This is a genomic window from Pseudothermotoga thermarum DSM 5069, assembly GCF_000217815.1.
Lineage (GTDB): Bacteria > Thermotogota > Thermotogae > Thermotogales > DSM-5069 > Pseudothermotoga > Pseudothermotoga thermarum.
Genome location: NC_015707.1, coordinates 1,519,816 through 1,538,806, shown reverse-complemented (window position 1 = coordinate 1,538,806; position 18,991 = coordinate 1,519,816). Strand labels below are relative to the sequence as shown.

Genomic DNA, 18,991 nt, shown 5'->3' with positions numbered 1-18,991 from the left:
TCATTCACCTCTGTCCAATTCAACATGGCTCAGGATAATTGTCACCAGCGAAAAACCACCAAGAACTGCCAAAAACTCGAACAAATTGTAGAGAAATATGGAACCACTTATGTGCATTCCAAGTAAGGTTGCTGGAAAGCCAAAGTTTTCCTGGCTTTTTGCAAGATTCTGGAATATATATCCACCTTTTCCAAAGATTCTTCCAATCAGCGGTAAAAGTGATACCACAAATATACCAGTTAGCCCAAACATGCGAAGGTATATAAACTTATCCAAAGTGATACCTTTTTCTTTTACCAAAAATTCCAAAGAATAACCTACAACCAAAACAAGAACAGCTGTAGCAGCAAGTGTACCTCCTTGAAAACCACCACCAGGTGAAATGTGACCAAAAATTGTCAAAGAGAAACTCATCACAAGCATCAACAGAAAGGTTATCTTCAAACCCGTCTGAGCATAAATGCTGTCACATTGCTCTCCTGAACCGATTTTTTCCTCTTTGAAAAGAACCAATATTCCAACCAAAGAGAAAAACAGCGTGGCAGTTTCGAAGAACGTATCAATTCCCCTAAAATCCCAAACTATTGATGCAACTGTCTGTGGAGACATACAAGATTCATAGCGATTCTCTGGGTTAAAAGCTGCTTTGAAATACCAGATTGACACACGTTCTTCCACATCCAATCCAGTTAAAGAATGCACAAAAAAGCTCAACAAAACGGCGCAAGCTGTCAACACTGTTATGTGAACAAGTCTTTTCATTGTCCCTCTCCTCAGTCTTCAAATCTCTTTGTTTTGTAAATCAGAAAGAGTATCACCGCCGAATAAATACCACCGGAAACTGCGATGTAAACTAAGGCGATGTCGGGTGCTTTCAAGAGGAAAAATATCACCGTGTACATAAGACTCTGAAGAGCAGATATTATCAAAGCTTTTAGCAAATCTTTCTCAACTATGCAAAAGTAAACCGCAACCAACGAGAAAAACGCCATCGATACAAGTGTAAGATCAAATATCAACTTTGGTGTTAGCATCGCCACACTTCCCCTTTCTCAATTTGTACACAGATCTTGTCAGAAGATGAGTACCAAGTGGACCTACGATGAAAAAGACAGCAGCTGTCAAAAAAGAATTGGATGCGATTACATATCTTCCACTTCCAAGTTTGTCATCAAAGAGTGCAAACAGAGCAACTCCAAGAAGTGGTACCACAGATCCCCATATCGTTCCAACCGTACTTGCATGGATTCTCAAAAAATAGTCTTTGAACCTGAACATTCCGATGGCAGACATTAAACTTGCAAACGCACCAAGGATTATGAGAAAAGAGCTGAAGATTAAAAAAACATTTTTGACAATTTCCAAATCATTCATCCCCTTTGTCGGAAAGATATCTGGCTACGTAGACATCGACGCAGAATACAACTATGCTCAAAACCAACGGCACTAAGGATAACTTCCAAGAGTTAAGCAAGAGCGATATAAGCGCAATTATAACCCCGGCTTGGAAACTCATGTTGTCCAAAGCAAGCAAACTATCGTACACCTTTGGACCTTTCACTATCCTTACAACAAGCAGCAAGAAAGCAAAAACATAAACCGGAATACAAAAAACAAGCACTCTCAACAATAGATCGATCATACTCTCACCTTCCCAACAACTGTTCAACTGTTTTTGAAATAAACTTTATAACGAAATTCGGCGTCAAACCTACAAGCAGCGATAATCCGATAAGTCCATAGATTGGAAAAAGCATGAGCTTGTTTTCCTTTGGTTTTTCACTGACTTTCTTTTCACCAAAAAAGATGTTCTTCATGAGAATAATCGCATAAACAGATGTGAAAATCGAGAAAAGTATTGCCATCACACTGAGTATAAAGAAACTTAGACCGCTTTGCAAACCTCTTTTGATTAACCCTATGAAAACGAATATTTCACCCCAAAAGCCAACGAAAGGCGGAACAGCTGAAAGTGAAAGAAGCGACATTATTCCTGCAGTTGAAAAACTTGGCATAACATTTCTCAGATCCTTCAGCTCGGTTATCTGTCTGGTACCAAACTTTTTGTGAACGGCACCTGCTATCATGAATAAAGCTGCCTTTGCAAAAGCGTGGTTGACGTAAACTATGATACTGCCAATTATGCCGTAGTAGTTTGCACTTGCGATTCCAAGGAGCATATAACCCATTTGACTCATACTCGAGTAGGCTAAGTATCTTTTCAGATCAATTTGTCTTGTTGCAAGAACTCCGCCGTAAACAAGGTTGAACATCCCACAAACTGTCAAGAACAACAAAAATCTTTCGTTTGATACAACAGTAGGGAACACTCTAAAGACCACTCTGAAAATTGAGTAATTTGAAAGGCCTATCATGACAGGTGACAAAAGAGCACTTACCGGTGTCGGCGCTTCAGCATGAGCATCGGGCATCCAACTGTGAAATGGAAAGATGGCGCTCTTTATGAAAAGAGCTAAGGTTATCAAAACTGCTACGTTCTGCATATCTTTGGTAAACAAGCTGAGCTTTTCAACGTCAAAGGTAGAATAGGAAGCAAACAAAATTGAGAAGGCTACAAAAAGCATCAAAGCACCAATCTCGGTGTAGATGAAGTATTTCAAAGCAACTTTTTGTCTTTCACCACTTCCCCAGAAATTGATCAACAGCCATGAGAAAACAAGCGTCAACTCAAAAGCAATCAAAAACATAAGCAAATTGCCGAAGGAAAAAGCAAGAAGTATCATCGACAGAACATATCCTGCAAAGAGAAAATAATAGCCTTTGCTAACCCCTTTCATATATTCAACTTGGTAAATCCATACAAGAACCGAAACAACAACAATTGTTCCAAGGATGAGCATATCCGGATTTAAAACGATCATATCATTTTCACCTCACCATCAAAAAGACTACAAACAGAACCAAAAACAAAACAGTTGACATAAACATGATGGTTGCATGGTTCAATTTATATTCGAGTTTCTTAAGGCATCTAAAAGTTTGTAACAACGGCACAATGGCTGATTTGTTCATCTGTTCAACAGATTTCTCAAACACAAGAAAAAGCGATGATACTTCATTGAACACTCTAACTGCAAGAAAGTTCATGCCATCCATGAATTTTTCAACCAGTAAAAGAAAGCTTGATGTAACTTTCAAAAACTCTTTCCCTGCCTCAGAAATCAATCCGATTCCTTTGTTTACCATCTTTTCAAAAACTGAAATATGTGAAAAATCAGACAGTCTTGAAATAGAAACAGCCAAGCTGATGCCAATCCCGTAGGCAAGTATTGGCAAAACAGGAAGCAAAGCCGAATGGTGAACTTGGTGAGGAACATGTAAAAGTTCTTCTATTTGATGTTCCAACTTGTGACCAAACAAGTTGTTTTCGACAATTGCTGCAGCCAAAAAGATTATGGTAGGCAAACCAGAAGATAACTTCATCAACGGCGAATATCCTCTGCTATTCAATGTGTCCGTATCATTTTCCAAATACTCGAAATACAATCTCGTCGAATAAACAACTGTCAAAGTTGCCGAAATCAACATCAGCCCGAAAATGGTTATACTGTGCGCTTGCAACGCAGACTCTAGTATGAGTTCTTTGCTCCAAAAAGTACCGGATACAAACGGCAAGCCTGTGTATACCAGTACTGAAATCAAAAACAGCAGTCTTTGAAATTTGCCGTTTCTCATGCTGTATGCAAAAAGCAAGGCAGATTTGCTGAACGAATACGTCATCAGATGAAAAAGAGCACCAGTCAAACCAACTGCAGGATTTTCAGAAAGACCAGCCAACCCTAAGCTTGCAAAAATCAACCCGTACTGGCTTGCCGAAGAAAAGGCAAAAAGTTTTAAATGATTCCCTTGAATCAACGCGCATAAACCGGCTAAAACCGAACCTATAGTTCCAACCCATGCCATGGTTTGCCAAATGAGATTCATGTTCTGAAAATCTTGTAATACCATGAGCAAGGGAAGTGTTCGAAAAGCAATCAAAACACCAGATTTGAAAACCATTATGAAGGTGAAAACTTCAATTGGTGCCACGGTCGAATTGTAAAGCCACTCGTAAAATGGAAACTGTGCCGCCTTCACAAAAGCACCTGCCAGCAACAGCATCAAGGCTATCGGAACAACCAATAGATTTACCGATGAAGCATCTAAGCTATATGGCAAAAAATCAAAACTGCCAAAACAGGCGAAAAGTATCAAAGCACCAGTTATATACAAAGCATCGGCAAACTTGAAATAAAGATAGATGTTAACTGTTTCTTTCTTATGCTTCAGCCCATCGCTGATCAAAAAAACTTCTGCAATAGCGACAAGCTCTATGCCAACAAGAAGCTGAAGGTAATTTTGCGACAAAGCAGCAAAGGAAGCTGAGAGCAACAAGAAGTCAAGCAGAAAAGACCTTTTTTGATTGTGAACGATTTTGTCAAAATAACGCATCAAGATTCCAAAATACACGATCGTAAGAACGCTCAAAAAAACCAGCGAAAACAGATCAATCAAAATCCCAAAACTAAAAGGCAACGCACCAACGAGGTTTAAATCAAGAAAAACAAATTCTTCTTCAGCTTTAAAGAATTCAACAAGTAGAAACCCAAGCACTAAAAGTATAGTCAATCCAGAGACTATTTTGAAAATCTTTCTCAAACCAAGAGAAAGAAGGTTGGAAAACATATTCAGTCCATGACATCCAAACATCATTCCGACCAGCATGGACATCCAAAAACACCTCATCCACTTACTATTATCACTAATTTTTGGATCAATTCAAATCGCACCGGCAATTCTCACAGTCATCTGAACAAAAGAAGCACGGTGAACAGAATCAGGGCAAACAAACCTATGGTGAACATAAGCGTACTTTGATTTAGTTTCGATTCACTTTTTCGAAGACAGGAGAAAATCTCATTCACAAATGTTGCCACACCGATGTTGAATCCATCAATCGATGATTCCAGAGAGCCAAAACCGTTTGAAACTGACTGAAAAACTTTCTTTGCCATATTCGAAAGCAAACTCATGTTTTCATTCAATATTGTACCAACAGATGATGCGTGCAACGTACTTGTTTTTCTTGCAAGAACCACACTCATGAAAATACCGAAAACGTAAACTGTTATCGGAAGAATTGGTAACAACAGAGTATGATATTGATAGGTTGGAAAGCCGAATAAATAACCAATCAGCTTTTTGAGAGAATACCCGAAAGATTTGTTTGCAAAAACAGCAGCCATCATCAGGATTAGCGACGGTAAAACCATAGAAAATCCAATCAATTTACCCTTATCCCTGTTGAAGTCATATTCCCAATAGATCCTCAACGAGTAACCAATGGTTAAGATTGTCGAAAGCAAAACCAGTGTGAAAATAGCCAAATTCTGCGTCTCCAACGCCAATTCAAGTATAAACTCCTTGCTCCAAAAAGTACCGGATGCAAACGGCAGACCCGTAAAAATCAAAACCGTACTTAAAAGCAGTACTTTGTGAACTTTATAGTTGAGAGCCTTTACATCGTAAGAAAAAATCAACGCAGACTTACTAAACGAATAAGTCAAAACATGAAAAACCGCTCCAGCTACACCAATCGTTGGATTTCTGGAAAGTCCAGCTAAACCAAAACTTGCAAAAATCAAGCCGTATTGACTGGCAGAAGAGAACGCAAAAATCTTCATGTGTTCTCTCTGAAAAAGACCGTGGACACCGGCAACAATCGAGCCAACTGCTCCAGTCCAAGTTAAAGTCCGCCAGACAAAGGTTGTATCGTGAAAACTCTGCCACGCCATAAGCAATGGGAAGGAACGTAAGATTATAAGAACACCGCTTTTGAAAATCATGATGAAAATGAATGCCGAAATTGGTGCTGCTACTGAATTGTAGAGCCATTCATAAAATGGAAACTGTGCTGCCTTTATAAAAGCGGCAACTATCAGAAACAGCCAAGCAGCAGAAACAGCTATCAAGTTGTTTGCTGAAAGATTGGCAAAGGATGGCAGAAAATCGAAAGAATCAAACAAGGCAAACAGAATCAACATTCCCGTTATATAGAACACATCCGCAAACTTAAAGTACAGATAAACGTTTGAAGCTTGCCTTTTGTTCCTCAACCCATTGCTGATCAAAAACACCTCTACAATACCGACAAGTTCCATACCAACAAGAAGCTGAAGATAATTCGGAGCCAAAACCACAATCGATGCGAAGAGTATAAAAAGATCCATCAAGAACGAATAACCACGATCTGATACAAGTTGTGGGAGATAACGAATCAAAACAAGCAAATACACAATCGAGAGGATCGATAGAAAAATTATCGAAAAAAGATCAAGCAAAATGCCGAATCGAAAGGAGTTTAGAACAAACAAATCAAAATAGAAGACTTTGCCCTCAAATCTTAGAAACTGAAGCAACAAAAAACCCAAGCCAAAAACGAGCAAGGCGCTGACAAAGACCTTCACGAACTTTCGAATATTTCTGTGAACAAAGTTGGTGAGCAGATTTAATGCTTGACAAGATAAAATCAACAAGACCCACTTCAACACATCATCCATCGCACTCCTCCCGAGAATAACATCATACTGTGACCCCGCGGATGACTTAGTCAAAAAGTTCTTCGACCACCATTTTCAGCAGAATCTGAAAGTTTTCATCGAAAAGTCCGTCTTTGCTATGCGCAGGTGTAAGTACTACCACCTTTCCTTTTCCAAAGTTATGCCACCAACCAGCTAAGGATTTTCCATCCTCCGACTCTGAGTACAGATAAACATTGGTGCTTTTTTCATCGCAGTAAACAAAATAGTGCTCATCCAAGATCGAAAAGTTCACCTTCTGTTTGCCAAAAACAAGTTTGCCATCGGAATGATACCGAACGAGCTTTTGTTTGTCTGGATGATATTTGAAATAACCTTTAACCAAAGAACAATACACGCCGTTTTCCGGATAAGAAGCCAAGCCGGAATGCCACACGAAAAGCCTCCCACCGTTTTGAACATAATCTTTTATCTTTTCTTCAATTTGTTGAGTCATCCAGTATTTGACATCTTTCTCCTCTGGATTTATTCTGTTTTCCCTTGCTATGACAACAACGGTTGGTTGCTGATCCAAAAAAGATTCAAAGTCTTCAACAGTTGTATCGACTAATATCCAATCCTTGACAGCCACTTCAAGAACAGTCCTGAAGGCGTTGAAGAGATTCTCACGGTCGTGGTAATGATCGCCAAACAAAGTCAAAATGGTCTTCATTGACAACACCCCTCAATAATTCTCCAAAAGTTCCAATATGAATTTCAGCTTCTCAACGCTGTTCACGTAGGCATACCTACCACCTTCGTAATCACCTTTTTGAAGAACACCGATTCCGATCTTCTTGAGGCTTTCCAATTTTTCATCCATGTTCTTCACCAAAATAGCTACATGGTGAATTCCTTCTCCATGTTTGTCCAAAAATTCTCTCCACGTAGAAGGATTTTCATTCGGTTGAATCAACTCGATTTCGATGTTTTTGAAATTTTTGAAAAAGACAAGCTTTGCACGAGCTTTCGTTGGATGACCATTGTATTCGGTGTGAGCTTTCTCCCACTCATCGGTTTCAATTATCTGCGGAACCTCGACCCCGAAAAATTCCGCATAATCTTTTGCTGTTTTCTCTATATCTTTGACCACAATTCCAATCTGCACTAAGACGTCTGCGCCAAGTATGCCTTGCGTCATTGTTGTCATCCCTTGATCAATTTTAGCTTTTTTCAGAACAAAAACAGCAGGACTTAAACCCTGCTGTCTTTTCAAATCTTCCACACTCTTTATGGATTGTATTCTCCACTGAGCAATTTTTTGTAAAAACTTTGCGGCAAAAACGCGTGTTTGTGCATATCCGCGCTGTAAAGTTTCGTCGGTGCTTTTAATTCCCTGAGTGGCTCTCTCACTTGGTATTTTTTGGAACCAACAGATATCGTCCACCAATAACCAGCATATCCTGGTATAACGGCTGTATAAAGATCCACAACTGGAAAAACTTTCTTTAGCTCGTGCTGAATTTTTCTAACTATTTCCAGATGGTAATATATCGACTCGGTTTGACCGACGTATATTCCATCATCTTTCAAGGCTTCGTAAACGTATTTGAAGAACTGTTCCGTCGTCAAACTGCTTGCAATTCCAACTGGATCGGTTGAATCAACGATGATAACGTCAAATTCGTTTTTGTGTCTTTGCATGTAGGCAAAACCGTCTTCACAAAGAATTTCCGTTCTTTCGTCTTCAAAAGCCACAGCGAGTGTTGGGAAGAATTTTTTCGATGTTTCTATCACTTCTTTGTCGATATCCACAAGGACAGCCCTTTTAACTTCCGGGTGTTTTAGAACTTCCCTTAAAACTCCTCCATCCCCTCCTCCGATTATCAACACCGTTTCGGGATTTGGGTGAGCGCACAAAGGAACATGCGCCATAAATTCGTGGTAGATGAACTCAAACTTTTCGTCGAATTGGGCAACCCCGTCGAGTACTAAAACCTTTCCAAACTTTGGAGATTCAAAGACCAAAATGTCTTGATATTCGCTCTTTGCCTCGTACAAGACCTTGGACACAGGATAACAATGTCTTATCGGCGCATAAGGATCCCTTTCGATAAAATAGACATCTGACATCCCTTCACCCACCCTTTTGAAATTTTTGGCAACCAATATATAATACAGGGTGATATGAATCGATATTGGTTTATCTTTATTTTACCAACAATTCTTTTGCTTACAACATGCGTTCAGTTGCAGTATACACCAGCTTTGGACGAGCATCTTGTTCGATGTATTGCCATCGCGTACAACAAGGGGCATAATTGGTCCGTCGAACAACTTGTCGGATTGATCGATGAAACCAACTACGATGACGATGTGTGGAACAGTTACCTCTATTTTTTAGGAAAAATTGACTTGCCAACGTTCGTAGCACTCAGAGAACCCACAGTTTATGATACAAGAATTATTGATTATTTTAAATCGGTGCTTTTCTCGAACAACTCCTCAACCGACTTTGTGGATTATTTTAACAAGCCTCTGCCTTTGGACCATCTAAACCCACAGAAAGTTAGCAATGAGGACCTGTCAAAGAGAGTCTATGAACTGATAAAGCACGATTATTCAACGATTGGATTGTTTCGAACTTGGTACGAGAAATACTTCGAGGATGAGCTTTCTGAAAAGGCAATTTATGAGTATGCCAAAACACTTGTGGAAATAGCGGAGAGTTATACCTTTGAAATGCAATCTTACCAAAGTGGTTCAGGGTTCTTCACATCGAGGGTAAATCTCAACTCGATACCAACCGAACTTGTTCTTGCAATCATGTACAAAGAATCAAGACTTTTTCCAGCCTCTTTCAGAGCTGAAATAAATGGTGGAAAAATTCTTTCTATCTCGCTTGGACTTGGTCACATATTGGTTGATGCAGACAGCTTCTCATTCCTAGCAAAACTGTATGATGATATTGGTAACGAAAAGCAAGATCTTTACACCTTTGAATTGCTGAGGAATTATTACTTTCCAAATCTATCTGCCGAAGAGCTTCTTCAAATAAGAGGATCGGTTCTCTTTGTTCGTACATATCTTGCGTTGTTGAGACAGAAGGTAGAACCAAACCTTCGTTGAAAGTCATTTCTATTCCAACTCCTGCGGGTATGGATTCAAGTAAACTTGTGAAAGCACGTATTTATCGTCAAATCTATATGCCCAACTTCTGAGAATTTCCCTTGGGACGGTGATGGGAATTTTTCCTTCTCTAAGTTTTTGCAATACGTTCAAAAAATGCCTTTTTTCAGATTGGTTGATAAAGTCTGAAAAATGCCCAAAAATGTGCATCATAACGTTGATGTGACTACCAACCGTTGGCTTTTTGCAAAGAGCCAACTTAAACATTTCACCATACTCATTTACAATCTTTTGCAAATCTTGTTCTTTGCTGTAATTTGCCAAAAGCTTTCCCATTTTTCTCAACATCTGCTGGCTGTGAACCATGAGCAGATACTTGTACCTTCTGTGAAATTCGTAAAGATCTTTTATGCTGTTAACCTGTTTGCTGAAAACCCTCCAGTGTGCGAGCGAAAAAAGCCTTGTGAGAAAATGGTCCTTTATAGAAGGATTTTTCAACCTTCCTTCATCTTCTACTGGAACAAGTGGAAAAGTCTTCAAAACCTTCATCGCAAAAAGTCCTTTGCCTTTGCTGTGGAAAAACAAACCTTGAGAATCTTTGTAAACCAACGTGTTTGAAACCCCGCAGGAAGGTGATTTGCTCTTCAGCAAAAAGCCATCTACTTCTTTCAAATTTTCTATAAATTTTTCGGCAAAGTCGTTCAGTTCATTTGTCAAATCCCTTCCAGTTGCTGGCTGGGAAACTTTATAAATGCCATCTTCAACGTACACGATGATTTTTTCCCTAGGTACTCCAAGTCCAATTGAAACTTCTGGACAAACTGTTATAACTTGACAAAAATCTCTCAACTTCAAAACAAACTCATCTTTCACTAATTGACCGTTGTATCTGACTGGCTGAAGGTCCAAACAGGCACTCAGCACCAAGATGGGTTTTTCAAAATTCACATGAAATCCCCCCATGTTTTATGATACACAAATATATCAAATGAAAAAAGGGTTGCCAAGGCAACCCCTTTCAATTAACACTAAATAGCTCAAAACATTTTGTCGATCCTATTTTCGTCGTCTTCATCATTCTTTTTTCCTCTTGCTCGCTGGATTCTAACGTATTCGAAAACACCCAACATACCTATGAACAAGCCTGCAACGGAAGCTCCATAGATGACAAAGCTCAAGACAAAAGACAACGGTATTATCCCCAAAAACATCAAAACAACTAAGATCCAGCTACCCACAAGCAGCGAACCACCTACGATTAACTTCGTTTTGAAGTTCATACTCCACTCCCATAAAAGCAACAGAATATCATGTGATTTTCCTCCTCAAAAAGCTACCACATCGCTAAGCCTTCAATTGCCTCAGCGTGTTTCTTATTATCTCACACGAGTGAATGAATTTCTGCTCTTCCTCCCTTGATAACTGAAGAGGAATTATTCGTTGTACACCTTGTCGCCCCACTATGGCTGGATAACCTATGTAGATATCTTCGTACAATACCGAGGGAGTCCAGACTCTTTGTTCATCTTTTAGTATGCTTTCAACAAAATTAGCAGTTGCTTGTGCAATTGCGTAATTTGTCGCACCTTTTCGTTTTATTATTTCGTAGGCAGCATTTCTTACTTCTTCTTCTATTTTTTCTAAACCTAAACAATTTTTTCGATCACAACAATTACAAAATTCTTTAATCTTAACTCCTCCAATTGTAGCGGCTGACCAAGCAACTACCTCTGAATCACCATGTTCTCCTATCACATATGCGTGAACACTAACTGGTGAAACCTGGCAATTAATACCTATTAAAGATCTCAAGCGTGCTGTGTCCAAGATAGTACCGGTTCCCAAGACTTTTGCTGAATCTGTTTCCAATCTTTTCCACAAGACATAGGTGAGTACATCCACAGGATTTGTGACATTTATCACGATGCTCTGCGGTGAATATTGTTTTATTTCATCTGCTATCTTTTGAATTATGCCAACGTTTCGATCAAGAAGCTGTAATCTGGTCTCACCTTCTTTTTGAGACGCTCCAGCGGTAATTATTATGACATCGCTGCCAGTTATATCCTCGGCATTTCCAGAACGAATGATCGTCCTTTTCAAAAAAGGTGTTGAGTGAAGCAAATCCATAGCCTCGCCTTCAGCAAGACTTTTGTTGATGTCCACTAAAACAATTTCATCAAACAATCGCTTTTCAAGTATTGCAAAAGCAGTTGTTGCACCAACCCTTCCTGCTCCGTAAATGCTTAACTTCATGAAAAACCTCCTTTCCAATTCAACGTTCTTATTTCAACTCAACAGCCTCCCAACCGTTGTTGAAAACCATCATGTATCTAAAACCCACGCTTTTGATCATCTCAAGTCCCTGCTGTATCCCCAACCCAATGTTTTCTATGTAATGCGCATCTGAACCAAGTGTAATCATTTCACCACCAAGCTCTCTATAAAGTTTCAAAATCTCCACACTTGGATTTGGCTCGCCAAACATACTTATCGAACGTGTATTTACCTCAAGAAATTTTCCTTCTTCGATCAAATATTTCAATATTTCCTTGATCAAATCGTAGGTATCTTTTGAAAACGGTTCGTAGTCTTTGTTGTACCTTCTTGGAAAATCCAAATGAGCCAAGCAATGAAAATGATCGATTTTACGAATTAATTTGTTAAGTCTTTCAAGATATTTAACATAGCTTTCTTTAGTAACCGGCTCATCCAAATCGTGGTGTGAAAGAAGCACGTAGTCGAATATTTCAAGATCTATGTTAATCGGCGCAATACCGTCCCAACCAAGTTCTATCCCAACTGGCAGAGAATATTTTTCCATCTGCTTTTTGTACTCATCAACATTGAACACCCAATCTTTCCACACATCCTTGGTTGATACCTCGTAATGATCCGTTATTATGAAACTTGTTATTCCCTTTTCTCGACATGCAAGAACAATTTCAGAAATTGAGGATTTACAATCTAAAGAAAAATTGCTGTGTATATGGTAATCTGTAAGCATAAAAAGCACCTCTCTTTCCCTTCAGAAACATTTGCTTTTCGCTTCAAAACAAACTCATGAGTGGTTAGCGTTTTTTATTTTACCATGGACCTACCAAAACCATTTTCAATCTGATGTTTTGAGAGTAATAAACGCAAAACATTGTTTACAAAAGTTTAAATCTCACATTTGAGTCATCTTTTTAAATATGGTATTATGTTATGATGTGGTACAAGTTAAGGAAACAACTTTGGCAAATGATGCCGCAAAAAGGAGGGATGCAGAATGAGAGAGATTGTAGAAAGAGTTAGGCAAAGAACCAGTATACCTATTTATGAAAGAAAAGTTGAAAATATTTTGAGCGCTCTTTGCACTTCGAATGATCCTTGGAAAATAGCAGATTTAAGTGAAGAACCCTTCCCTCTTGTTATGGCCGTTATCAACGTTCTTTCAGAAAAAGGATATGTAAAGTTGAACGAAGGGATTGAATTGACCAAGAAAGGCAAGGAACTGCTTAAAGAATTTAGAATAACGAGCAAGAAAGATTTTACTTGTAAGCATTGTAAAGGAAAAACCGTTGATCTTGATGAATTTAAAGACCTTCTTAGAAGATTCACGGAAATTGCGAAAGATAGACCTGAACCAAAGCATGAATTTGACCAAGCTTATGTAACGCCTGAAACGACCGTGGCCAGGGTTGTGTTCATGCATTCGCGTGGTGATGTTGAAAACAAAGAAATCTTCGTTTTGGGTGATGACGATCTCACAAGTGTTGCTTTGATGCTGTCAAAACTCCCAAAGAAAATTTCCGTTCTCGACATAGACTCAAGGCTTACAAGATTTATAGAAAGAGTCGCAGAAAAGCTTGGATGTACAAATGTTGAAATATTGACCTTTGATCTTAGAAAACCTCTACCGGAAGAATTTTCAAAAAAGTTCGATACTTTCATAACTGATCCACCAGAGACTATTGACGCAATAAGGGCTTTCATAGGAAGAGGGATTGCAATGTTGAAAGGTCCTGGATGTGCGGGATATTTTGGCTTGACAAAAATGGAAAGTTCCGTGGACAAGTGGCAAAAGATCCAAAGAATTCTCATAGAAGAATTTCAGGTTGTGATAACTGACATAATCAGAAACTTCAACGAATATGTCAACTGGGATTACATTCAGCAAACCAGGGGATGGAAACTTGTACCAGTCAAAAGCGTCCCTGAATATAACTGGTACAAAAGTTATTTCTTTAGAATTCAAACAGTTGAAAGCTCAAAAGGTTACAAAGAAGAAGTTACCGCAAACCAAGAACTTTATGACGATGACGAAAGCTCTACAACATAAAAAGCGCCGGCATTGCACCGGCGCTAAAAATTATCAAAGCATTGTTTTTTCACTTTGCATATTCTTCAAGCGCTTTTAAAATTACTTCATCGAAAAAGTTCAAAGTTGGGACATAGCATTTTTTAAAAGTAAATCGCAACTGACTTCTTAAAAGCTCTAGTTGTTCAACCGTTACGATATCTCCTATTTTTTGAGCTGCTTCTTTCGTGATTTCGGCTCTTTTTTGATTCAACTCTCGAACAGCGTTGCGGTATTCGTTCAAAGTCATCTTGCTAGCTTTTTGTCTGAGTTCTTCAAATTCTTTCTGCAGCGCATTCAACTTTTCCTTTGCTTCGTTGATTATGTTCAAAATTTGCTGAGCTTGCTCTTTCGTAAGTTTTCCTGTTTCAAAAGCTTTTTTGTACATTTCTTTCAAAGTTTCTCTTGCCCTTTCTTTTAGCTGTTCCTTTTCCTGGAACCTAAGTTCTTCTCGAGCTTGCCATCCAAACCATGGTTTGACAGGACCATAACCTGGGCCGAAAGACTTAACTTTCATCATTGGAGCAGCAAGCACAACCGTTGAAGCAAGTATCACCACTAATAAGATTGCCAAGAATTTCTTCATATTACCACCTCCGTATATATTGTCCCCCCATAAGGTCGTTGTAGCTGCTGTTTTTAATCAAACTCTAATTTAAAATAGAACTTGAGAATAAGCTTTCCCATCTTCAGCTTTCATCTTACTTTAGGAAACTTTTGAGCATGCTTTTTATGATGAAATCTTTTGATCATGCCAATAATTGCATCATTTGCATAGTTGGAATAAATAAACTGCTGTTCTTGTCTGACAAGAAAGCAAATAGAATTTTTAGCGCAAATAATTCAACACACAAAACCAGTGAAACTAACTATAGAAGGCTTTTAAAAGGCAACTTGGCTTTCTGGCAAGCTTTTTGATGGAAGTTTTGCTTAACTCAACTTTGGCAAATGGAAAGCCTGCACTTTGGACAGATACTATAATCAAATTGCTAAAGGCTTAGATTTTTCAAGTTGTACTCGGCATCCGGCAGATGACTTTTTGCGATTTCTATTCTCTTTTCGATCGGCATTGGTTTGCCTTCGTCGTCAACCACTTTCACGCCGCCTTTTACAAACTTTGTTTTCCAATTTTTGGCGTGCTTGAACTCTTCAACCTCCAGCCAAAGATACGGTACGGGCAAAAATCCCGCTGCAAAGACTTTGTAAAAGCCCTCAGGTGTGTAAAGATCCGGAATGATTTCTTCAACTGCGTTTATCAACTTTACAGCGTCGTTGTAAAGTTCTTCCATTCTTTGTTTTACATCCTCGTTCTTTCCCATGTCGTCGACTTTTCCCTTTCGTTTAAGTTCTCTGTACTTTTGAAGTGCATGATGTGTTATCTGAATGCTTTCAATTATGACATCCGGTGTTGCAAGGTGAACTGCTTCAGAATAGCTTACGACGTGTATTATCGGTGGACTTGACTCGTTGTAAGGTTCTATGTCATCCATCAACGCTGTTACAGCAGCAAGTTGTATCTTCGCTTCGTAAAGGTCTGGTTTGAAATAATCAAGTCCTGCTCGTGGTTGAAGTATTACCCTGAAATTTTCATCCTCCAAGGTTCTAACAAGTTTGAGCATCGCCCTAGATTTTGCCAAGTCCTGTACTCCCCAAGTTGATCTTGGAGTGTTGAGCATGTTCTGGAGGATGAAGGTTTTTATTCCAAGCTTTTTTGCAAGTTTTGCGGAAAGGTATGCCGAAACGATATACGTTACGTCGTCAGCTCCCCTGAATGCAAAATGGTGCGGAACGTTCGCTTCAAAAGGTTTGTTCGTCGTTGCGATGTATTTGATAGTTTCAATGTGTTCTTTCAAATTCGTGTAAAGATCATATGGTCCTCTTCCGTCCAATTTGTTGAACCACCAAAGCGAAAGAGCATGCCAGCATATGTTTATAGTTTCTTCGTACATTTTCGCAAGCCACAGGATATTCTTTGTTCCCGCATAAGTTCTCACAAGCATCGGTCTTGAAGCTTCCCAAACCATCCTGAACTCCTCAGGTGAGTTTATGGGAACTCCTCCACCGTTTGGTAAACCCGTCCAATCTTCACCGAAATTCGACTGTGTAAGTTGTGAAGTACCTATGGAGAGTATGTCCAAATAATTCGATTTTGCAAGAATCTTACACCAAGAAATGAATTCTTGCACCGCTTCTTCTCGCTTCAGCTCGGCTCGATATGGTCCAACGTGGGCTCTTATCAACGGTTCAAAGTTGTCTTTCATGTTTGCATCGAGTCTTTTCACAACCGTGTCTTTCTTTGTGCCAAATTCTTCGTAGGTAGCCCTGTTCGGCGGTGGATACTTCAAATACTCCTGTGAATCGATAACTTCTTTTCCAAACTGCAAAAGCATCTCATCGTATTTCGCAGCCTCAACGATATCCTTCGATATTTTTGAAGGAGGAACACCCATTTTCAACAAAGTTTCACTTGCAGACTCGGCTCCTTTGAAAGTGATAACCAATCCTTCAAATTCCTTTTCTATCAGTTCGCAGGCCTTAGGAAGCCCACCGAAAAAGACAAGTTCAACTTGGCCACCTTGAAACTTGAACATCCTTTCTTTTTTCATCTGCAAGATAATGTAGCTGACCATGTTGAAAGCATCAATTGGATCTAGTCTGTAACTAAAACCAACCCTTGTGACACCATTTTGCCTGATCCATTCGGTTACAACTTTTCTTTGCCTTTCATCTTTGTAATCTGTAATCGCCTTTGAAACCTTCTCATCGGCTATCAACACATCGTAGCCGCAATCTTTCAAAAGTTCTGCAACCGTTGTCAAACCAAGTGTGTGGGCATCGTTGTAAGGTTTTACAAAACCGTACTTTATCTTGTTTGACATAAAAATTACCTCCAAAAAGTTTCAAGTACCAAAGCATTTCATCACACCGTCTTCGAATATTTTGAGTATAAGCTCATCGTAGCTGTAGCCAGTTGCTTCGGCCATTTTGATAATGTCAGAATAACCTGGTGTGAGCATTGGCAAAGAGTTGACCTCAAGAAAGTAAATCTCGTCATCCTTGAGTCTTAAATCCATCCTCGCGTAGTTTTTGAGTCTCAAAGCTTCAAAAGCTCTTTTGGCGTAAAACTCTATCTTTTTCCTAACAGTTTCATCGATCCTTGCTGGGCAGTAATATTTTGTTTTATCCCCGTAGTAGTGTTTAACCCTGTAGGAATAAAACCTTTCCAAACCTTCTCCAAGTTCTGAAAAATCTATCTCGAGTATTGGAAGGACTTCACCAGCAACGATGCCAACGCTCAATTCCTTTCCTTCTATGAACTTTTCAACCAAAGCAGGTTCGTTGAACTGTTCGTGAACCCTTTTGACAATTCTACAAAGCTCGTCGTAGTTGTGAACAACCGAATCTGCATGGATTCCCTTTGCGCTTCCCTGCCTCGAAGGTTTGACTATGGCTGGGTAAAAATCGATCTGCGGTGGAAGCTGTCCCACCTCAACGGCGACAAACTCTGGGGTTGGAACGTTGTTTTGAACAAGGATCGTCTTTGTTATAACCTTATCTATGCAAAGGGCATGAGCCAGCGCATCTGAACCAGTGTATGGTATGTTCAAAACGTCTAAAATCGCAGGAACATGAATTTGTTTGTACGCGGTTGACAAATTGAAAACCGCGTCGAATTTTTTGACCTTTTTGACAAAATCATCGTCAAACGGGAGTTTTTCCACCTCGAATTTTTTACTCAAAGCACTTGCAACTGCGTCAATCATTCTTTTTCTTTCTTCATCAAGGTTAACCATGTCAAAAACAACTGCGACCTTGATCATTCTTCACCTCTTTCCATGATGCGTTTAACTTGCTCAACAGTTTTACCTTCAAGGTGTAGTCTTTCAAAGTTTCTACCCTCTTTGAAATAGTCTACCCCCATTATCACGGAGGCAATTTGAATTATGGAATCTATCGTTGGAGTTGGGACGTTTACAAGCTTTCCAAAGGCAGAAAGCGGGACCAAACTCGTTGGAACGTCCTCGGTTATGTATCGATTATCAAGACTTGTCGGAGCCTGTATTCCTCGGTATCCTTCGTTTTTGTGTATTGCCTCGTAAAGATCTGAGCCTCTGACATCGTAAGCGTAAGCAAGCCATTGAACTGCTGTCATCGGCTCTATTCCAAATTTTCTTGCGATTTCACATCTTTCAAAATCGATAGCTTCAAGCACTTTTGCAACAGATTTGCTGATACCTTCAAAGTAAAATTCAAACTTTCCAAAAGTCGTCTCAACCCATCCCGCGTTTAAAATTATCGTTGCGGGGTGGAAAACAGCACCTATGTTGTTGAAACTCGTGTAAAGAGTGCTTTCGACTATTTCAAACTCAGGCATAACCTTTATCAAAGTCCTCTCAAGCTGAGGGTTCTTAGTCGAAGGCAACGCAGCCACTGGAACAGCGTTTTTGATGCGAAATATCCTGACAACGCCTGGGTTCGACATGCGCGAAGCGAATATGAAAGTCTGAGCTTCGGCTATAGTGATATCCTTTTTAACGTTTAATTCCTTTAAAACGTTGTAAAATTCTAAAGCGCCAGCTGTTCTTCCTGGATTTAAAACAACAACCTGTCCATCCTTTAGATGCGGAGCCATCTTTGTGGCAATTTCCCTGTGAGCGTTTGCGGGTAAAACAACCATTATCAGTTCTCTATCTTTCATGGCTTCTGCAATATCCGTCGTAGCAAAGGAAATCTGTGCAGTTGCGTTGATTTCGCCTTCAACTTTTATTTTCCTTGTTTTTATTATTGGAGCAATTCTCCATTCGCTTCTGTTGTACAAAGCCACATCGTGACCTCTTAAAGCAAGAAAAGCAGCCAAAGCCTGCCCGCCATTTCCAGCGCCAATTACGCAAATTTTCATAAATTTCACTCCTTTGAGAAAATTTTGCTGTTATAAAATAACATACAAAACATTATCTTGTCAAGTGTTGTAACTTTTGTGACAAATCGTTTGCTTAAAAAA

20 protein-coding genes are annotated in these 18,991 nt (G+C 39.4%); 2 read left to right on the top strand and 18 right to left on the bottom strand.

Annotated features, from left to right (window positions below; translation table 11 throughout):
- From THETH_RS07725 to speE, 10 genes are all read right to left on the bottom strand, one after another.
- On the bottom strand, positions 1-762 hold the full coding sequence (locus THETH_RS07725; RefSeq protein ID WP_013932793.1) for a Na(+)/H(+) antiporter subunit B: 762 nt from the start codon (positions 760-762) through the stop codon (positions 1-3).
- 11 nt (positions 763-773) lie between these two features.
- A complete protein-coding gene (locus THETH_RS07720) occupies positions 774-1,034 on the bottom strand; it encodes a hydrogenase subunit MbhD domain-containing protein (protein ID WP_013932792.1) in 261 nt (86 codons plus the stop codon).
- On the bottom strand, positions 1,009-1,365 hold the full coding sequence (gene mnhG / locus THETH_RS07715; protein ID WP_052295987.1) for a monovalent cation/H(+) antiporter subunit G: 357 nt from the start codon (positions 1,363-1,365) through the stop codon (positions 1,009-1,011). Before mnhG ends, THETH_RS07720 begins: the two co-directional genes overlap by 26 nt.
- 1 nt (position 1,366) lies before the next feature.
- Positions 1,367-1,642 carry a monovalent cation/H+ antiporter complex subunit F gene (locus tag THETH_RS07710; protein WP_013932790.1) on the bottom strand — a complete coding sequence of 92 codons (276 nt, stop codon included), beginning with the start codon at positions 1,640-1,642 and terminating at the stop codon, positions 1,367-1,369.
- A 4-nt stretch (positions 1,643-1,646) separates the two neighbouring features.
- A complete protein-coding gene (locus tag THETH_RS07705; protein WP_013932789.1) occupies positions 1,647-2,882 on the bottom strand; it encodes a complex I subunit 4 family protein in 1,236 nt (411 codons plus the stop codon).
- Positions 2,883-2,889: 7 nt separating this feature from the next.
- On the bottom strand, positions 2,890-4,731 hold the full coding sequence (locus THETH_RS07700; protein ID WP_013932788.1) for a proton-conducting transporter transmembrane domain-containing protein: 1,842 nt from the start codon (positions 4,729-4,731) through the stop codon (positions 2,890-2,892).
- 74 nt (positions 4,732-4,805) lie between these two features.
- Positions 4,806-6,560, bottom strand: a complete 1,755-nt coding sequence (locus THETH_RS07695) for a proton-conducting transporter transmembrane domain-containing protein (RefSeq protein WP_013932787.1) — start codon at positions 6,558-6,560, stop codon at positions 4,806-4,808.
- Positions 6,561-6,606: 46 nt separating this feature from the next.
- Complete coding sequence (locus THETH_RS07690; protein ID WP_013932786.1) at positions 6,607-7,251, bottom strand: ThuA domain-containing protein; 645 nt, start codon at positions 7,249-7,251, stop codon at positions 6,607-6,609.
- 12 nt (positions 7,252-7,263) lie between these two features.
- Positions 7,264-7,803: a VOC family protein gene (locus THETH_RS07685; RefSeq protein ID WP_407635675.1), complete on the bottom strand. Its 540-nt coding sequence runs from the start codon at positions 7,801-7,803 to the stop codon at positions 7,264-7,266.
- 5 nt (positions 7,804-7,808) lie between these two features.
- The gene (gene speE / locus THETH_RS07680; RefSeq protein WP_013932784.1) at positions 7,809-8,651 is read right to left on the bottom strand and encodes a polyamine aminopropyltransferase; all 843 of its coding nucleotides are present in this window, start codon (positions 8,649-8,651) and stop codon (positions 7,809-7,811) included.
- A 54-nt stretch (positions 8,652-8,705) separates the two neighbouring features.
- Here speE and THETH_RS07675 point away from each other — a divergent pair, with 54 nt between their 5' ends.
- Positions 8,706-9,647 carry a hypothetical protein gene (locus THETH_RS07675; RefSeq protein ID WP_013932783.1) on the top strand — a complete coding sequence of 314 codons (942 nt, stop codon included), beginning with the start codon at positions 8,706-8,708 and terminating at the stop codon, positions 9,645-9,647.
- 9 nt (positions 9,648-9,656) lie between these two features.
- On the opposite strand, the gene THETH_RS07670 is transcribed toward THETH_RS07675, so the two are convergent.
- The 4 genes from THETH_RS07670 to THETH_RS07655 form a co-directional block, all read right to left on the bottom strand.
- Positions 9,657-10,595 (bottom strand): YbgA family protein, encoded by a 939-nt coding sequence (locus tag THETH_RS07670; RefSeq protein WP_013932782.1) that lies wholly within the window; start codon positions 10,593-10,595, stop codon positions 9,657-9,659.
- A gap of 89 nt (positions 10,596-10,684) precedes the next feature.
- The gene (locus tag THETH_RS07665) at positions 10,685-10,927 is read right to left on the bottom strand and encodes a hypothetical protein (RefSeq protein ID WP_013932781.1); all 243 of its coding nucleotides are present in this window, start codon (positions 10,925-10,927) and stop codon (positions 10,685-10,687) included.
- Positions 10,928-10,991: 64 nt separating this feature from the next.
- The gene (locus THETH_RS07660) at positions 10,992-11,903 is read right to left on the bottom strand and encodes an L-lactate dehydrogenase (protein WP_013932780.1); all 912 of its coding nucleotides are present in this window, start codon (positions 11,901-11,903) and stop codon (positions 10,992-10,994) included.
- Between the two features lie 28 nt (positions 11,904-11,931).
- On the bottom strand, positions 11,932-12,654 hold the full coding sequence (locus tag THETH_RS07655; protein ID WP_013932779.1) for a PHP domain-containing protein: 723 nt from the start codon (positions 12,652-12,654) through the stop codon (positions 11,932-11,934).
- A 264-nt stretch (positions 12,655-12,918) separates the two neighbouring features.
- On the opposite strand from THETH_RS07655, the gene THETH_RS07650 reads away from it, so the two are divergent.
- Entirely contained in the window at positions 12,919-13,971 is a 1,053-nt protein-coding gene (locus THETH_RS07650) for a bis-aminopropyl spermidine synthase family protein (RefSeq protein ID WP_013932778.1), read from the top strand.
- A gap of 49 nt (positions 13,972-14,020) precedes the next feature.
- Here the strand turns inward: THETH_RS07650 and THETH_RS07645 are convergent, their stop codons facing one another.
- From THETH_RS07645 to THETH_RS07630, 4 genes are all read right to left on the bottom strand, one after another.
- Complete coding sequence (locus tag THETH_RS07645; protein ID WP_013932777.1) at positions 14,021-14,575, bottom strand: hypothetical protein; 555 nt, start codon at positions 14,573-14,575, stop codon at positions 14,021-14,023.
- Between the two features lie 403 nt (positions 14,576-14,978).
- On the bottom strand, positions 14,979-16,868 hold the full coding sequence (locus tag THETH_RS07640; protein WP_013932776.1) for a cobalamin-binding protein: 1,890 nt from the start codon (positions 16,866-16,868) through the stop codon (positions 14,979-14,981).
- A 21-nt stretch (positions 16,869-16,889) separates the two neighbouring features.
- On the bottom strand, positions 16,890-17,810 hold the full coding sequence (locus THETH_RS07635) for a D-alanine--D-alanine ligase family protein (protein ID WP_013932775.1): 921 nt from the start codon (positions 17,808-17,810) through the stop codon (positions 16,890-16,892).
- Positions 17,807-18,889 carry an NAD/NADP-dependent octopine/nopaline dehydrogenase family protein gene (locus tag THETH_RS07630; RefSeq protein WP_013932774.1) on the bottom strand — a complete coding sequence of 361 codons (1,083 nt, stop codon included), beginning with the start codon at positions 18,887-18,889 and terminating at the stop codon, positions 17,807-17,809. Before THETH_RS07630 ends, THETH_RS07635 begins: the two co-directional genes overlap by 4 nt.
- Positions 18,890-18,991: the final 102 nt, after the last annotated feature.

Excerpts from the sequence above, each read along its gene's own strand:
- THETH_RS07690 (WP_013932786.1), bottom strand. The coding sequence starts at position 7,251 with ATGAAGACCATTTTGACTTTGTTTGGCGATCATTACCACGACCGTGAG.
- THETH_RS07640 (WP_013932776.1), bottom strand. The coding sequence starts at position 16,868 with ATGTCAAACAAGATAAAGTACGGTTTTGTAAAACCTTACAACGATGCC.
- THETH_RS07650 (WP_013932778.1), top strand. The coding sequence starts at position 12,919 with ATGAGAGAGATTGTAGAAAGAGTTAGGCAAAGAACCAGTATACCTATT.
- THETH_RS07725 (WP_013932793.1), bottom strand. The coding sequence starts at position 762 with ATGAAAAGACTTGTTCACATAACAGTGTTGACAGCTTGCGCCGTTTTG.
- THETH_RS07655 (WP_013932779.1), bottom strand. The coding sequence starts at position 12,654 with ATGCTTACAGATTACCATATACACAGCAATTTTTCTTTAGATTGTAAA.
- THETH_RS07710 (WP_013932790.1), bottom strand. The coding sequence starts at position 1,642 with ATGATCGATCTATTGTTGAGAGTGCTTGTTTTTTGTATTCCGGTTTAT.
- THETH_RS07645 (WP_013932777.1), bottom strand. The coding sequence starts at position 14,575 with ATGAAGAAATTCTTGGCAATCTTATTAGTGGTGATACTTGCTTCAACG.
- THETH_RS07700 (WP_013932788.1), bottom strand. The coding sequence starts at position 4,731 with ATGTCCATGCTGGTCGGAATGATGTTTGGATGTCATGGACTGAATATG.
- THETH_RS07705 (WP_013932789.1), bottom strand. The coding sequence starts at position 2,882 with ATGATCGTTTTAAATCCGGATATGCTCATCCTTGGAACAATTGTTGTT.
- THETH_RS07665 (WP_013932781.1), bottom strand. The coding sequence starts at position 10,927 with ATGAACTTCAAAACGAAGTTAATCGTAGGTGGTTCGCTGCTTGTGGGT.
- THETH_RS07630 (WP_013932774.1), bottom strand. The coding sequence starts at position 18,889 with ATGAAAATTTGCGTAATTGGCGCTGGAAATGGCGGGCAGGCTTTGGCT.
- THETH_RS07720 (WP_013932792.1), bottom strand. The coding sequence starts at position 1,034 with ATGCTAACACCAAAGTTGATATTTGATCTTACACTTGTATCGATGGCG.
- THETH_RS07695 (WP_013932787.1), bottom strand. The coding sequence starts at position 6,560 with ATGGATGATGTGTTGAAGTGGGTCTTGTTGATTTTATCTTGTCAAGCA.
- THETH_RS07635 (WP_013932775.1), bottom strand. The coding sequence starts at position 17,810 with ATGATCAAGGTCGCAGTTGTTTTTGACATGGTTAACCTTGATGAAGAA.
- speE (WP_013932784.1), bottom strand. The coding sequence starts at position 8,651 with ATGTCAGATGTCTATTTTATCGAAAGGGATCCTTATGCGCCGATAAGA.
- THETH_RS07660 (WP_013932780.1), bottom strand. The coding sequence starts at position 11,903 with ATGAAGTTAAGCATTTACGGAGCAGGAAGGGTTGGTGCAACAACTGCT.
- THETH_RS07675 (WP_013932783.1), top strand. The coding sequence starts at position 8,706 with ATGAATCGATATTGGTTTATCTTTATTTTACCAACAATTCTTTTGCTT.